Annotated in this window: 15 protein-coding genes; 4 read left to right on the top strand and 11 right to left on the bottom strand. The window is 64.5% G+C overall.

The genetic code is table 11. The annotated features are described in order from the left end of the window. Nucleotides 1-34: 34 nt before the first annotated feature. Nucleotides 35-313, bottom strand: a complete 279-nt coding sequence (locus BCCGELA001_RS12435; RefSeq protein ID WP_060737630.1) for a hypothetical protein — start codon at nt 311-313, stop codon at nt 35-37. A gap of 236 nt (nt 314-549) precedes the next feature. Between BCCGELA001_RS12435 and BCCGELA001_RS12430 the strand changes: the two genes are divergently transcribed. Both BCCGELA001_RS12430 and BCCGELA001_RS12425 read left to right on the top strand, forming a co-directional pair. Further along, the gene (locus BCCGELA001_RS12430) at nt 550-1,032 is read left to right on the top strand and encodes a cupin domain-containing protein (RefSeq protein WP_008550614.1); all 483 of its coding nucleotides are present in this window, start codon (nt 550-552) and stop codon (nt 1,030-1,032) included. 240 nt (nt 1,033-1,272) lie between these two features. Further along, nucleotides 1,273-2,475, top strand: a complete 1,203-nt coding sequence (locus BCCGELA001_RS12425) for an MFS transporter (RefSeq protein WP_008550616.1) — start codon at nt 1,273-1,275, stop codon at nt 2,473-2,475. Here the strand turns inward: BCCGELA001_RS12425 and ccoS are convergent. The 10 genes from ccoS to BCCGELA001_RS12375 all read right to left on the bottom strand — a co-directional run bounded on the left by ccoS (nt 2,472) and on the right by BCCGELA001_RS12375 (nt 11,987). Continuing rightward, nucleotides 2,472-2,639: a cbb3-type cytochrome oxidase assembly protein CcoS gene (ccoS, locus tag BCCGELA001_RS12420; protein ID WP_008550618.1), complete on the bottom strand. Its 168-nt coding sequence runs from the start codon at nt 2,637-2,639 to the stop codon at nt 2,472-2,474. The two genes, BCCGELA001_RS12425 and ccoS, sit on opposite strands and share 4 nt — an antisense overlap. Then, nucleotides 2,639-4,831 carry a cation-translocating P-type ATPase gene (locus BCCGELA001_RS12415; protein WP_060735412.1) on the bottom strand — a complete coding sequence of 731 codons (2,193 nt, stop codon included), beginning with the start codon at nt 4,829-4,831 and terminating at the stop codon, nt 2,639-2,641. Before BCCGELA001_RS12415 ends, ccoS begins: the two co-directional genes overlap by 1 nt. 11 nt (nt 4,832-4,842) lie before the next feature. Next, nucleotides 4,843-5,334, bottom strand: a complete 492-nt coding sequence (locus tag BCCGELA001_RS12410) for a FixH family protein (protein ID WP_083543338.1) — start codon at nt 5,332-5,334, stop codon at nt 4,843-4,845. Nucleotides 5,335-5,353: 19 nt separating this feature from the next. Continuing rightward, a complete protein-coding gene (ccoG, locus tag BCCGELA001_RS12405; RefSeq protein WP_008550632.1) occupies nt 5,354-6,820 on the bottom strand; it encodes a cytochrome c oxidase accessory protein CcoG in 1,467 nt (488 codons plus the stop codon). 108 nt (nt 6,821-6,928) lie between these two features. Continuing rightward, the gene (ccoP, locus tag BCCGELA001_RS12400) at nt 6,929-7,801 is read right to left on the bottom strand and encodes a cytochrome-c oxidase, cbb3-type subunit III (RefSeq protein ID WP_008550634.1); all 873 of its coding nucleotides are present in this window, start codon (nt 7,799-7,801) and stop codon (nt 6,929-6,931) included. 6 nt (nt 7,802-7,807) lie between these two features. Beyond that, nucleotides 7,808-7,972, bottom strand: coding sequence for a cbb3-type cytochrome oxidase subunit 3 (locus BCCGELA001_RS12395; protein ID WP_008550637.1), 165 nt, complete (start codon nt 7,970-7,972; stop codon nt 7,808-7,810). A gap of 13 nt (nt 7,973-7,985) precedes the next feature. Then, complete coding sequence (gene ccoO, locus BCCGELA001_RS12390) at nt 7,986-8,720, bottom strand: cytochrome-c oxidase, cbb3-type subunit II (protein WP_008550639.1); 735 nt, start codon at nt 8,718-8,720, stop codon at nt 7,986-7,988. A 12-nt stretch (nt 8,721-8,732) separates the two neighbouring features. After that, nucleotides 8,733-10,382: a cytochrome-c oxidase, cbb3-type subunit I gene (gene ccoN / locus BCCGELA001_RS12385; protein ID WP_060735411.1), complete on the bottom strand. Its 1,650-nt coding sequence runs from the start codon at nt 10,380-10,382 to the stop codon at nt 8,733-8,735. Nucleotides 10,383-10,693: 311 nt separating this feature from the next. Beyond that, entirely contained in the window at nt 10,694-11,119 is a 426-nt protein-coding gene (locus BCCGELA001_RS12380) for a CBS domain-containing protein (RefSeq protein ID WP_008550651.1), read from the bottom strand. Between the two features lie 34 nt (nt 11,120-11,153). Next, nucleotides 11,154-11,987, bottom strand: a complete 834-nt coding sequence (locus BCCGELA001_RS12375) for a universal stress protein (protein ID WP_008550653.1) — start codon at nt 11,985-11,987, stop codon at nt 11,154-11,156. 205 nt (nt 11,988-12,192) lie between these two features. Here BCCGELA001_RS12375 and fixL point away from each other — a divergent pair, with 205 nt between their 5' ends. After that, the gene (gene fixL / locus BCCGELA001_RS12370) at nt 12,193-13,710 is read left to right on the top strand and encodes a sensor protein FixL (protein ID WP_083543337.1); all 1,518 of its coding nucleotides are present in this window, start codon (nt 12,193-12,195) and stop codon (nt 13,708-13,710) included. 3 nt (nt 13,711-13,713) lie between these two features. Then, nucleotides 13,714-14,331, top strand: coding sequence for a response regulator FixJ (gene fixJ / locus BCCGELA001_RS12365; RefSeq protein WP_008550656.1), 618 nt, complete (start codon nt 13,714-13,716; stop codon nt 14,329-14,331). Nucleotides 14,332-14,339 lie beyond the last annotated feature (8 nt).

Genomic DNA, 14,339 nt, shown 5'->3' with positions numbered 1-14,339 from the left:
CGCCCGCAAGGGCGGCCGCTGCGCGAAGGCTGGTTCAGTTCACGTAGAAATTGCCGGTCGGATCGAGCCGCCCCGAGGTGGAGTACAGCGTGCCCTTGTCCATGAAGAAGACGGTGTTGTCGGGCACCTTCTTGGCGTTCTTCATCATGGCGTCGTGGTTCTTCTCGGCCGGGGCCATCGCCGACATCTTGCCGGGCCCGCTATAGACATAGGCCATGCGGGCCTTGAAATCCCAGGTGGCTTGCGAGAAGGCCGAGGTGGCCGTGATAGCGAACGCGGCAGTGGCAATCAGGGTCTTGGACAATGTCGTCATGGGATGCTCCTCCGGATTGACGTGAGCGCCCGCCAATCGGGCGTCCTGCCATCGAACGGCGGAAGTCGCGCGAGCGAAAATGCCGATCCATCATCGGTTCGATAGCCGCCGCCTATCGGCATAGCACTACGCTATCGCACCGAGAGCGAAAGGGCATTTCAGCATGGGCAACGCGTCGAAGACACTTCTGCCACAGCCGGCGACTATCGCGGTCGCGGCCAACACAGGAGACTTCCATGCTCAAGCATCGCACATCATCTCGCGCGATCTGGCCGGGTCTTGCGATCCTCGGCGCATTGACTCTGTCGGCGCAACCGGGCGTCGCCGGCGAATGCCCCGCCGACAAGATCAGGTCGAACGCACAGCAAATGGTCGACCACAAGCCGATCGGCGTCACCGACGTCACGCTCGGCGCGATCGATCTCGGCAAGCAGCCGGCGCGCATCGAGGGCCGCGAACTGCGCTTCCGCAAGCTGACCATCGCGCCCGGCGGCATCGTGCCCTGGCACAGCCATGACGACCGCCCGGCCCTGATCTTCGTGCAGCAGGGCGAGATCGTCGAATACGCCTCCAACTGCGTCGATCCGATCGTGCATAAAGCCGGCGACATCCGCCCCGAAGTGTTCGGCACCTCGCACTGGTGGAAGAACTCCGGCAAGGAAACCGTCATTCTCTATGTCGGCGACGTCCGCAAGGACCCTAACGATCATCACATGTAGTGAGTTGCGGCCATCCTTCGAGACGCCCGCTTGAGGCGGACTCCTCAGGATGAGGATCGCGTGCGCGGCAGCAGCCTCTGCGGGCATGATGTCGCTTAGCCTCATCCTGAGGAGACGGCGAAGCGGTCGTCTCGAAGGACGAGGCGCGCGCTCGGCCCCGACAAAAGCGCCACATGCTACAGGCCTCCGTCATTCCGGGTCGCAAAGCCGCCCGGAATGATAGGTCACGGGAGCAACGCCATGACCAACCTTTCCTCATCCATCAAAGCAGCCGCGGTGATGCCGGAAGCGCACTCGCCGGGACTGGCGCTACGCTCGCTCGTGATTGGCCTAACTGCGTTCCTGACCGTCGTCGACCTGTTCGCCACCCAGGCGATCCTGCCGTCTCTGACGCGGCATTACGGCGTCACCCCGGCCGCGATGGGTTTCGCCGTCAATGCCAGCACCTTCGGCATGGCCGCAGCCAGCCTCGTCGTCGGCATTCTGAGCCCGCATATCAACCGCCGGACCGGTATCCTGTTCAGTCTTCTGCTTCTGGCGATCCCCACGGGCCTGCTGGCGACCGCTCCCAATCTAGCGGTCTTCACCATTCTTCGTGTCGCACAAGGCTTGTGCATGGCCTCGGCCTTCGCACTGACCCTGGCCTATCTCGGCGAGCAATGCAGCGCGATAGACGCAGGCGGCGCGTTCGCCGCCTACATCACCGGAAACGTCGCCAGCAACCTCATTGGCCGACTGGTCTCGGCGGCCGTCGCCGACGGTCTTGGCCTCGCGTGGAACTTCTACGTCTTCGCCGCCCTCAATCTAGCCGGCGCGGCGCTGGTCTATTGCACCATCAAACGCGTCAAGCCGATGCATGCGATGACGGCGACAGCGTCTCCGCTCGCCGTGATGTTCGCGCATTGGCGTGATCGACGACTGCGCGCCGCCTATGGCATCGGCTTTTGCATCCTGTTCGCCTTCATCGGCACGTTCACCTTCGTCAATTTCGTGCTGGTCCGACCGCCGCTCTCCCTCGGCATGATGGGGCTTGGCTTGGTCTACATCGTATTCCTGCCCTCGGTGGTCACGACATTGCTGGCGGGCAGGGTCGCAGCTCGCCTCGGACCGCGGCCGACGATCTGGGGTTCGCTCGCCGTGGCCGGAATAGGCCTGCCCTTGATGCTGTCGCCGCACCTGAGCGCGGTGCTGGCGGGGATGGTTCTGGTCGGTATCGGCACGTTCTTCGCGCAAGCGTCCGCCACTGGCTTCGTCGGGCAGACCGCCGACGACAACCGCGGCATCGCCAGCGGCACCTATCTCGCCTGCTATTTCTGCGGTGGCCTCGTCGGCACCTCCGTACTGGGACGGTTGTTCGACGCCTTCGGCTGGCAGGCTTGCGTGGCAGGCGTCGGTTTTGCCCTCGTCGTCGCAGCGCTGCTTACAATCGACTTGAAGCGCTAGCGCTTGGCTGGTGCTTCCTGCGGCGGCTCGTCGTCGGCAATGGCGCGCCAGGCGGCGCCGTCGAGATCGTCGTATTGGCCGCTGCGGAGCGACCAGAGGAAGGCGACGAGACCGGCACCGCCGAGCATGAGCGCCAGCGGGACCAGGATGACCAGGATCTCCATCACGCGATCTCCCGCGAAGCGCTGCGCGCCCGCAACGAATTGAGCATCACCAGGATCGACGATCCGCTCATGGCGGCCGCCGCGATCAGGGGCGTCACCACGCCGCTGATCGCGACCGGCACGGCGAGAACGTTGTAGCCGATCGCAAGCCAGAGGTTCTGACGCATCAGATGCAGCGCCTTGCGCGCGGAATCGATGGCTGCGACCACGGGAGCGAGCGGCCGTCCCAGGAAGACGAGATCGGCGGTTGCCTGGCTGAGATGCGCGGCGGAGATCGGCGACATCGAAACATGGGCCGCCGCCAGCGACGGAGCATCGTTCATGCCGTCGCCGACCATCAGCACTTTTGCGCCGCGCCGCTTCAACTCCTCGATCCGCGCGATCTTGTCGGCAGGGGTGACGCCGGCACGCCATTCGGGGATGTCGAGCGCGTGGGCGGCCGCCCTCACCGCGGGCTCGCGGTCGCCGGAGAGGATCTCGATGCCGATATTGCGCGCCTTCAGCGCCGCGATCACGGCCTGCGCGTCCGGTCGCAGGCCCTGTCGCACGGACAGGATGAATCTTGCGCTGCCCTTGCTGAAGGCCACGACCGAAGCCTCGGGATCGAGGCGGGTCACGTCAGCGACCAGCGCCTCCGCGCCACAGAAGGACGGCCGGCCGAGACGGATTTCGATTCCGTCCACGGTTGCGCGCACGCCCTGCCCGGCCTCCTCGACCGCGCCGACGATGGGAGACTTGGCACCGGCCGCCTGCGCCACCGCGGCGGCAACGGGGTGATGGCTCGACAGCGCAAGGCGTCCGGCGAGCTCGAAGATGTCGGCGGGAATATCGGGCGCATTCATCACTTCCAGGTCCGGCAGCGTCAGCGTGCCGGTCTTATCGAAGATGACGTGGTCGGCCTCCGCAAGGCGCTCGATGGCATCACCGGAATTGAGCAGCACGCCCGACCTAAACATCGCGCCCGAGGCCACCGTCTGCACGGTAGGGATCGCAAGGCCCAGCGCGCAGGGACAGGTGATGATCAGGACAGCGACGCCGCTCACGATCGCATCGTGCCAACCTGCACCTGCGATGACCCAGCCCAAAATGGTGATCAGCGCGGCCGCATGCACCACGGGCGCATAGAGCCGCGAGGCGCGGTCGGCGAGTTGCATGTAACGCGAGCGCGCCTGCAACGCGTTGTCGAGCAGCCGCGTGATCTCGGCGAGCAGCGTCGCCTCGGAAGCAGCCGAGACCCGCACCCTCAGCGTGCCCGATATGTTCATCGATCCCGCATAGACCGGCGTGCCCTTTTCGGCCGTGACATAGAGCGTCTCGCCGGTGATCAGGCTCTGGTCGATCTCGGACCGTCCCTCGATCACGGTGCCGTCGACCGCGCAGCGCTCGCCGGGGCGCAGCAACACGATGTCGCCGGGATGGATCGCCGCCACCGGCACCTGCGAGATCTCGTCGGGACCAACGAATTTGGCCGCGGTCTCTGCTTTCAGCGCGGCAAGGTTGCCGGCCACGGCGCGGGTCCGCCGCCGCATGTTCTGGTCGAGGACGCGACCGACCAGAAGGAACGTCAGCAGCATGATCGCCGCGTCGAAATAGGCGTGTTCGGCGTGGTGGATGGTCTCGACCACGGACATGCCGAGCGCGAGGCAGACGCCGATCGAGATCGGCACGTCCATGTTGGTGGTCTTGTTCGACAGCGCCCGCCAGGCCGAGCGGAAGAACGGCTGGCCGGCATAGGCGGCCGCGGGGAGCGCGATCAGCGCCGACAGCCAGTGGAAGAAGTCGCGCTGCTCCGGCAGCATGTCCGATACGTTGCCCGACCACACCGGGATCGACAGCATCATGACGTTCATCGTGGCGAACGCAGCGACACCGAGGCAACGCAGCAGGAAGCGGGATTCGGCGACCTCCGCCACCTCCGCGCTCTCGGTCTCGAACGGATAGGCCTTGTAGCCAAGCTCTTCGAGCCGGTCGATGAAGCGGGCAGGATCGAGCGTGCCCGCCTTCCACTCCAGCGCGACACGGCGGTCGGTGAGGTTCACGCGCGCCAGCGTGACGTCGGGGATGGCAGACAGACCGCGCTCGATCTTGGCCATGCAGCCGGCGCAGTGCACGCCTTCGACGGCGAGATCGATGTGCCTGATACCCTCGCCGGCCATCCGGACGTAGTGCGAAAAATCCCGCGTGACGTGCATGGCGAATTCCTTCAGTTCAGGATCACGCGGTTGCGCGACAGGAACACGCGCGTCCCCCGTGCCTCGCCCTCGATCACCAGGTCCCATTGGCCAGTCGCGACGGCGGCGGCATGGCCGCGATAGATGCCGATGCCGGTCTCGGTGAGCTCGACGACGAGATCGGCGCGCTTGTCGGTCGGCCGCTCCAGGCGGCCGCCGAACTTCAGTCCGGTGATCGGCTGGCCGCTCGCATCGCGTGCCTCGACCTGAAGCACGGCGCCGCCGTCGCCATGGCGCTCGACATAAGCGTTGACCTTCCATTTGCGCAGCGCCTGATCCTGCGCCGCCGAGATCTCGCGGTCATAGACGAGACCTGCCGCATAGGGGCTGTCGACATCGGTGCCGGGCAGAGTCGCGATCGCGAGCTTCATCATGATGGCGTTGACGCCGATCACGAGGCCGAAGAAGGCGACCAGCATCAGGAAGACCTTTGTTCCGGTCAATGGCTTTGGGACGGATCCCATGGCGAACTCCGGCTCTTCTTCAGGGCGAGACGAAATTGTCGGTGGCGGAGGCGACCTCGCCGAGCCCGATATCGGTGACGTGGAAGCGGACCGGAATCGACTTCTGCGGATTGTCGTCCGCAGGCGCGGTGACCAGCAGCCGCAGCTCGCTGGTGGAGTCGCGCGGGATCACGATCATCGGCCTGTCCGGCGTCACGGAATCGACGCCGATGATGTGGACGGTCGCGTTGGCCGGGCCGTGCGCGTCGATGGCGATGACGCGGTCATAGCCGCTCTTGTTCAACAGGCGCACCGTGTAGGCGTTGCGGATCGAACCGTCGCTGAGCTTGACGGCGATTGGATTGCGATCATGCAGCACGTTGACGTCAAGCAGGCTACGGGTCGCGAGCGTATAGGTCATGAAACCGCCGATGGCCACGATGATCGCGCTGTAGACGATGGTGCGGGCCCGGACGATCCGGTAGACCGGCGCCTTGCCTTCCTGGCGGCGCTGGATGTTGATGTCGTTGTCGTAGCCGATCAGCCGCTTCGGCCGGCCGATCTTGGTCATCACGTTGTCGCAGGCGTCGATGCAGAGGCCGCACTGGATGCATTCCATCTGCGGCCCGTTGCGGATGTCGATGCCGGTTGGACAAACCGCGACGCATTGGTAGCAGTCGACGCAATCACCGACCTGCTCGCCGAGCGCGCGCAGCTCGGCCGCCTTCTTCACCGACGTGCGCTTCTCGCCGCGGTCGTAGCGGTAGGTGACGTTGAGCGCCCATTCGTCGGTGAGCGCGGCCTGGATGCGCGGCCACGGGCACATATAGGTGCAGACCTGCTCGCGCATGTAGCCGGCGAGCAGATAGGTCGTGGCGGTGAGAATGCCGATCCAGATGTAGGCGATCATCGGCGCCTGGAAGGTGACGAGCTCCTTCACCAGCGTCGGCGCGTCGTTGAAGTAGAGCACCCAGGCGCCGCCGGTCCACCAGGCGATCAAGAGCCAGATCGAGTGCTTGAGCACGATCTCGGAGATGCGCTCGAGCTTCATCGGGTCGGACGATTTGTCCTTCTTCATGCGCTCGCGCCGGTCGCCCTCGATCAGGCGCTCGACCGCGTAGAACAGGTCGGTCCAGACCGTCTGCGGGCAGAGATAGCCGCACCAGATGCGGCCGCCGATGGAGTTCATCAGGAACAGCGCCACCGCGGCGACGATCAACAGGCCCGTGAAGTAATAGACTTCCTGCGGCCACAGCTCGATGAAGAAGAAGTAGAAGCGGCTGTTGGGAAGGTCGATCAGCACCGCCTGGTTGGGAGCGCCGAAACCGCGATTCCAGCGCACGAAGGGCAGGAAATAGTAGACGCCGAGGCAGACCGCCATCAGGCCCCATTTGATGCGGCGGAATGCACCGGAGACGCTCTGGGGATAGACCTTCTTGCGCGCCGCGTAGAGTGGTCCGTAGTCATCGTCCGATGTGAGGTCTTTCGGGTTCACGGTCTTGTTCATCGCCAAAACTTTTCAAGAGGTGCGATTAAACCTAGACCCGACACCGCTGCGTCAGTTGATCCAGCTCAAACGGGGGCACTTTTGTTCGCTCCCGCTGTCGCAGATCCGCTACTTGCCGCCGCCGAGCGAGTGGACGTAGACCGCCATCGCCTTGATGGTGGCGGGATCGAGCCGTCCCTCCCAGGCTGGCATGACGCCGGCGCGGCCCTGGCCGATGGTTTCGATCAGGCTCGCCTCGTCCGAGCCATAGAGCCAGATCTTGTCGGTCAGGTTGGGCGCGCCCAGCTCCTGGTTGCCCTTGCCGCCATCGCCGTGGCAGGCGGCGCAGTTCTCGGCGAAGATCTTCTCTCCCTTGGCGGCATCGAAACCGTTGCGGGTCGGAAGGCCCGCCAGCGACCGCACGTAATTGGCGACCGTGACGATCTCATCCGATTTCAGCACGCCGTCCTTACCGAAGGCGAGCATCTGGCCTTCATGGGTCTTGGCGTGGCCGGAACGCACACCGTACTGGATGGTCTGCATGATCTGGTCGAGCGTGCCGCCCCACAGCCACTCGTCGTCGTTCAGGTTCGGATAACCCTTGGCGCCGGCGCCGCCGGAGCCGTGACACGGCACGCAATTGTCGCCGAATACGGTCTTGCCCTTGGCGCGGGCGAGCGCGAGCAGCGCCGGGGCCTTCTCGATGTCCGCGAGCGAGGCGGCACCCAGCGCCACCATCTTGTCGCCGCGGATCTTCTCGAGATTAGCGAGCTCGACCGCGACGTCGGCACGCGAGGAATAGCCGAACACGCCCGTGGTATTGCTTTGGATCAGCGGCCAGGCCGGATAGACGATCCAGTAGGCGATCGACCAGATGATGGTGAGGTAGAACGAGATCACCCACCAGCGCGGCAGCGGCGTGTTGAGCTCCTTGATGCCGTCCCATTCATGTCCGGTCGTGGACTTGCCGGTGACGGCATCGACTTCGCTATGATCGGTCATTATCTCTCACTCCTCCCGCAACGGCAGGTGCGCTGCCTCGTCGAACGCAGCCTTGTTCCGGGGCCAAAACGCGTAGGCGATGATCGCGAGAAAGATCGCGACGAACACCGGTGTCCAGATCGTCGTCACCAGCTCGGACGCGACATTGTGGACTGTCAGGATAGCTTTCATCGTTCATGCCTTCTCAGCGAAGATTGGCTTTCTCGTTGTAGAGCTTGAAGTCGACCAGCGTGCCAAGCATCTGCAAGTAAGCGACCAGCGCGTCCATCTCGGTCGGCGTGCCGGTCTTGCCGTCGAAGTTGCGCACCACCGCCTTGGCGTAACGCTTAGTGAAGGCCTCAGTGCCGGCATTGTCCGGATCGGCCTGGGCTTTCAGGTCGGTGGCGGCATTGGCGATCTGCTCGTCGCTATAGGGGACGCCGACGGTCCTGAGCGCGCGCATGTCGCCGGCGGTCGCGTCCGGGTCGACCTCGGCCTTGCTGAGAAACGGATAGCCGGGCATCACCGATTGCGGCACGATCGCGCGCGGGTTGATCAGATGGGTGACGTGCCAATCGTCGGAATATTTGGCGCCGACGCGGGCAAGGTCCGGACCGGTGCGCTTCGAGCCCCACTGGAACGGATGATCGTACATGCTCTCGGCGGCGAGCGAGAAGTGGCCGTAGCGTTCGACCTCGTCGCGCAGGGGCCGGACCATCTGCGAGTGGCAGAGATAGCAGCCCTCGCGGACGTAGACGTTGCGCCCGGCGAGCTCCAGCGGCGTATACGGCCTGACGCCGTCGACCGCCTCGATCGTGCTCTTGAGGTAGAACAACGGGGTGATCTCGACGAGACCGCCGATCGCGATCACCAGGAGGATGCCAACGATCAGGATGATCGAGTTCTTCTCGAAGATTTGGTGACGTGCCCAGAACGACATTGCTCGTGCTCCTCATTCCGCCGGCTGAAGAGCGACGGGCATCTGGACTTCCGCTTCGCCGACGCGAACCGTCATCCAGAGATTGTAGGCCATGATCAGCGAGCCGATCAGGAACAGCCCGCCGCCGGCGGCGCGGATGATGTAGAAGGGATGCATCGCCTCGACGCTCTCGATGAAGGAATATTCGAGGAAGCCGAGCGAGGTGTAGGCGCGCCACATCAGGCCCTGGAGGATGCCGGACACCCACATCGCCGAGATGTAGAGGACGATGCCGAGGGTCGCGACCCAGAAGTGCCAGTTGACGAGCTTCAGGCTGTACAACCCCTTGCGATTCCAGACCCACGGCACCAGGCAGTAGAGCGCGCCGAAGGAGACGAAGCCGACCCAGCCGAGCGCGCCGGAATGCACGTGGCCGATGGTCCAGTCGGTGTAGTGGCTCAGCGAGTTGACCACCTTGATCGACATCATCGGGCCTTCGAAGGTCGACATGCCATAGAAGGCGACGGAGACGACCAGCATGCGCAGCACGGGGTCGGTGCGCAGCTTGTCCCAGGCGCCCGACAGCGTCATCAGGCCGTTGATCATGCCGCCCCAGGAGGGCATCCACAGCATGATCGAGAAGGTCATGCCGAGGGTCTGCGTCCAGTCCGGCAGCGCCGTGTAGTGCAGATGGTGCGGACCTGCCCAGATGTAGAGGAAGATCAGCGCCCAGAAATGGATGATCGACAGACGATAGGAATAGACCGGCCGCTCGGCGCGCTTCGGAATGAAGTAGTACATGATGGCGAGGAAGCCGGCGGTCAGGAAGAAGCCGACCGCGTTGTGGCCGTACCACCACTGGAACATGGCGTCCTGGATGCCGCCCCACGCGATGTAGGACTTGGAGCCGAACACCGAAACCGGAAGCGCCGGATTGTTGCCGAGATGCAGCACGGCGATCGTCACGATGAAGGCGAGATAGAACCAGTTCGCGACGAAGATGTGCGGCTCCTTGCGCTTGATGATGGTGGCAAGGAAAACCAGCAGATAGACCACCCAGACGATGGTCAGCCAGAGGTCGGCATACCATTCGGGCTCGGCATATTCCTTCGACTGGGTGACGCCCAGCAGATACCCGGTGCCGGCGACCAGGATGAAATAATTGTAGCCGACCACCACGAACCAGGGCGCGAGATCGCCGGCGAGGCGCGCGCGGCACGACTTCTGCACGACGTAGAACGAGGTCGCGATCAGCACGTTGCCGCCGAAGGCGAAGACCACCGCCGACGTGTGCAGCGGGCGCAGGCGGCCGAAGCTGGTCCAGGGCAGATCGAAGTTCAGCGCCGGCCAGGCCAGCTGCGAAGCGATGATGAGGCCGACCAGGAAGCCGGCGATGCCCCAGAACATCGACATGAAGGCGGAGAACTTGATCGGCCCCATGTTGTAGTTCGGGCGACCGTTGATCTCTTCGGGCGGCAGCGCCGCCGGTCGTTCATAGTAGCGGTTCACGATGACGAACACCGCCGCGAGGCTCGCCGCCGCGCTGAGCGCGGCATGGAAGGCGAAGGGCGCATCGAGCGCCTGGGCCGCGGCGATCACGCAGAGGAACGCGGTGACTGCAAACACGACAGCCAAGCCGCTTTCACCTGACGTCATGGATTTGGAGATGGAGGGCTGGCTCATGCGGATTCTCTTTTCGAAGAACACGCAGCCAGAAACCACATTCACCCTCGCGGCGAATTGATTGAAATCAAGATGGGTGGATTTCCGTTAATGTGAAGGAGGCGTTGCCAGTTGAAATGCCCTCTCCCCTTGTGGGAGAAGCCGCAGCAATCTCCGTGAAATCACGGAGGTGGGGACCGCGATCTCGCATCCGCGGCGTCATTGCGAGGAGCGAAGCGACGAAGCAATCCAGGATCCCTCCCCGGAGGCAGTCTGGATTGCTTCGCTTCGCTCGCAATGACGGAGATCGCAGCCCGATCGCCCGGTTGGCTTCAGTCGCTCGCCGTCGCCTTGAGCGCGGCGATGACGTCCTCGCGGGCGATGATTCCGACCAACTTCTGGGCGCCGTCGAGCACGATGATGCTCCTGATGCGGTGTTCGACCATGATCTGCAGCACGCGCGTCAGCCGCGTGTCGGGGCTGACATAGATGAACTCCGGCGTCATGACGTCGCCGATCTTACGGCTCATCAGGTCGTGATAGCGCGGCAGCATCTGGCTCGGCGTGAAGGCGAAGCATTTCAGGATGTCGAACTTGGTAACGATGCCGACCACCTGTCCGTCGTCCACGACCGGATAGGAGTTGAAATCGTCGCTCTCGAACATCTCGCTGAGCGCGAGCAAGTCGTGGTCGCGCTGCACCGTCCTGACGTTGCGCGTCATGTAGCCACTGGCGGTCTGCTCGAGAAATCTGTACACGGCGCGTCCTCCTCGACTCGCTGTTGGCCGGCCGTCAATGCGACAGCAGCACCAGACGGGCGGATTGCGTGACTAGATGCTGGGTGACGCCGCCCATGATCAGCTCACGAAACCTCGAATGACCATAGGCGCCCGCAACGATCAGGCCGGCGCCAACCTCGGCGGCAACCTTGTCCAACTGCGCGGCGGTAGTTTCGTTCCGTGTGCCTTCCAAAACGCGCGCGGTCGCGGTAATGCCGTGGCGGACGAGCCAGGCGGCGACGTCGGTCACGCCGGCCATCACGACCGAGCGGTCGTCATCGCGCTCCAGAATTCCGGCGATGGTGACGTCCCTCGCCTTGCGCAGCATCGGCAGTGCGTCGGCCACCGCCCGCCGCGCCTCCGGCGTGTCCTTCCACGCCACCAGCACACTGCGCAAGTCGAGCCAGTTGGCCCGGTCGTGCACGACGAGCAGCGGGCGGCCCGCCTGCATCACCAGATCCTTCGGGCTTGCGAGCGCAAAAGCGTCGGAGAAGGCCGGGCTCTGCCCGCCGCTCACGACGATGTCGGCACAGCGCGCCTGCGCCAGGATGAAGCGCGCCGGGAAATCTGCGGCGCTGCGCCACTCCGCGTGACCGCCGCGATTCTTCATGGCAGCGCGGAATTGTGCCTCGAGACCGGCAAGGCGCCGCTTGACGGACGCTTCACCTTCCTCGATCAGTCCCTGCGCCTCGGCGCCATCGGTGAAATAGAGCGGCGGTGCGAACTGGGCCGCGGCAACCCCGATGATACCAGCCTCGAATCGCTCGGCGAGCTCGCCCGCGACCTGAAGGCGCGCCTCGTTGGACTGGTCGAGCGCCAGGCAGACCATCACGGTCGCGTATGTCATCGGGATTCTCCGAACAGCAATGAACCAGCCGCGAACCTAGCCTCGGCGACGCCGGGCATGATGAGATAGATCAAATCGCCTCGCGTCGTGGCGCGGGAATTCCTTCAGTGGAATCAGACATCCGAACTTGCCTCCGGCTCGCCCTTGGGCGAAATTGCCGTCATGTTCGCGGCGGCCGGCGCCGCACGAGAATGGGAGTCACTGCTTGTCGCCGACCCGTGTAACGCATCCGCCAGACGATGGTCGGGGTGAGCATTTCCGGGTGCGGATCGAAGGGTTCGGCGTCGGCACCTGGGACCTCGACCTCACGACGCGGGACTTGGACTGGTCGGATACCGCCAGGAGCCTGCTCGGCATCGAGCGGGAACAGCCGCCGAGCTATGAACTCTTCCTGTCACGCCTCGAACCCAGGGACCGCGCACGCGTAGAGATCGCGATCGCGCGCGTCTCGGAGCGTGGCGGCGGCCTGGACGTGTCTTTCAAGGTCGCTGCTGGCTCCGGCAGCGGGCAATGGATCCGCGCCCGGGCGGGAGTCATCCGGGACGAAGCCGGCGTCGCCCGTCATCTCAGCGGCATCTTTCTCGACATCGACGAGGAGAAGCAGGTCGAGGAGGCGCTGCGCACGCGCGAGACTCACCTCCGCTCTATCCTCCAGACCATTCCCGATGCCATGATCGTCATCGACGGCCATGGCATCATGCAGCTCTTCAGCACGGCTGCCGAGCGCCTGTTCGGCTGGTCCGAGCATGAGGCGATCGGCCAGAACGTCAACATCCTGATGCCGGAGCCCGACCGCACCCGCCACGACGGCTACATCGCGCGCTATCGCTCGACCGGCGATCCGCACATCATCGGCATCGGCCGCATCGTCACCGGCAAGCGCCGCGACGGCACGACCTTTCCGATGCATCTGTCGATCGGCGAGATGCAGTCCGGCGGCGAACCCTATTTCACCGGCTTCGTCCGCGACCTCACCGAGCACCAGCAGACCCAGGCCCGGCTCCAGGAACTGCAGTCCGAGCTCGTCCACGTGTCCCGGCTGACCGCAATGGGCGAAATGGCCTCCGCGCTCGCCCACGAGCTCAACCAGCCGCTGGCGGCGATCAGCAATTACATGAAGGGATCGCGGCGGCTGCTCGCCGGCAGCAGCGATCCCAACACGTCGAAGATCGAGAGCGCGCTGGACCGCGCCTCGGAGCAGGCCTTGCGCGCCGGCCAGATCATCCGGCGCCTGCGCGACTTCGTTTCGCGTGGCGAGTCGGAGAAGCGGGTCGAGAGCCTGTCCAAGCTGATCGAGGAGGCGGGCGCGCTAGGGCTCGCCGGCGCGCGCGAGCAGAACGTGCAGCTCCGCTTCAGCCTCGATCCCACCGCCGATCTCGTTCTCGCCGACCGGGTGCAGATCCAGCAGGTGCTGGTCAATCTGTTCCGCAACGCCCTGGAGGCGATGGCGCAGTCGCCGCGGCACGAGCTCGTGGTCGCCAACCGGCGCGTCGCTGACGACATGATCGAGGTCGAGGTCTCCGACACCGGCTCCGGCTTCCAGGGCGACGTCATTCCAAACCTGTTCCAGACCTTCTTCACCACCAAGGAAACCGGCATGGGCGTCGGCCTGTCCATCAGCCGCTCGATCATCGAGGCTCACGGCGGCCGCATGTGGGCCGAAAGCAATGCATCGGGCGGGGCGACATTCCGCTTCACCCTGCCGGCAACCGACGAGAACTGATTCATGACGACCAAGGGACATGTCTACGTCATCGACGACGACGCCGCGATGCGGGACTCGCTGAATTTCCTGCTGGATTCCTCAGGCTTCGGCGTCACGCTATTCGACAACGCGAAGGATTTCATCAACACCCTGCCCGGCCTCGCCTTCGGTTGCGTCGTCTCCGACGTGCGGATGCCTGGAATCGACGGGATCGAGCTTCTCAAGCGCATGAAGGCGCAGAACAGCCCGTTTCCGATTTTGATCATGACCGGTCATGGCGACGTGCCGCTCGCGGTCGAGGCGATGAAGCTCGGCGCGGTCGACTTCCTGGAGAAACCGTTCGAGGACGATCGTCTGATCACCATGATCGAAACGGCGATCCGCCAGGCCGAACCGGCAGCCAAGAGCGAAGCCATTTCGCAGGACATCGCCGCCCGCGTCGCCTCCTTGAGCCCACGGGAGCGCCAGGTCATGGAGGGACTGATTGCCGGCCTCTCCAACAAGCTGATCGCCCGCGAATACGACATCAGCCCGCGGACGATCGAAGTGTACCGGGCCAATGTGATGACCAAGATGCAGGCCAACAGCCTCTCGGAGCTCGTCCGCATGGCGATGCGCGCCGGCATGCTCAACGATTGAGGAAGCTG

This window comes from Bradyrhizobium sp. CCGE-LA001 (assembly GCF_000296215.2).
In the GTDB taxonomy this organism is placed as follows: Bacteria; Pseudomonadota; Alphaproteobacteria; order Rhizobiales; family Xanthobacteraceae; genus Bradyrhizobium.
Note: the sequence above shows the minus strand (reverse complement) of the source record. Positions and strands in the feature narration are given on the sequence as shown.

Coding starts and splice junctions, on each gene's coding strand:
- BCCGELA001_RS12435 (WP_060737630.1), bottom strand. CDS start 313: ATGACGACATTGTCCAAGACCCTGATTGCCACTGCCGCGTTCGCTATC.
- BCCGELA001_RS12430 (WP_008550614.1), top strand. CDS start 550: ATGCTCAAGCATCGCACATCATCTCGCGCGATCTGGCCGGGTCTTGCG.
- BCCGELA001_RS12425 (WP_008550616.1), top strand. CDS start 1,273: ATGACCAACCTTTCCTCATCCATCAAAGCAGCCGCGGTGATGCCGGAA.
- ccoS (WP_008550618.1), bottom strand. CDS start 2,639: ATGGAGATCCTGGTCATCCTGGTCCCGCTGGCGCTCATGCTCGGCGGT.
- BCCGELA001_RS12415 (WP_060735412.1), bottom strand. CDS start 4,831: ATGCACGTCACGCGGGATTTTTCGCACTACGTCCGGATGGCCGGCGAG.
- BCCGELA001_RS12410 (WP_083543338.1), bottom strand. CDS start 5,334: ATGGGATCCGTCCCAAAGCCATTGACCGGAACAAAGGTCTTCCTGATG.
- ccoG (WP_008550632.1), bottom strand. CDS start 6,820: ATGAACAAGACCGTGAACCCGAAAGACCTCACATCGGACGATGACTAC.
- ccoP (WP_008550634.1), bottom strand. CDS start 7,801: ATGACCGATCATAGCGAAGTCGATGCCGTCACCGGCAAGTCCACGACC.
- BCCGELA001_RS12395 (WP_008550637.1), bottom strand. CDS start 7,972: ATGAAAGCTATCCTGACAGTCCACAATGTCGCGTCCGAGCTGGTGACG.
- ccoO (WP_008550639.1), bottom strand. CDS start 8,720: ATGTCGTTCTGGGCACGTCACCAAATCTTCGAGAAGAACTCGATCATC.
- ccoN (WP_060735411.1), bottom strand. CDS start 10,382: ATGAGCCAGCCCTCCATCTCCAAATCCATGACGTCAGGTGAAAGCGGC.
- BCCGELA001_RS12375 (WP_008550653.1), bottom strand. CDS start 11,987: ATGACATACGCGACCGTGATGGTCTGCCTGGCGCTCGACCAGTCCAAC.
- fixJ (WP_008550656.1), top strand. CDS start 13,714: ATGACGACCAAGGGACATGTCTACGTCATCGACGACGACGCCGCGATG.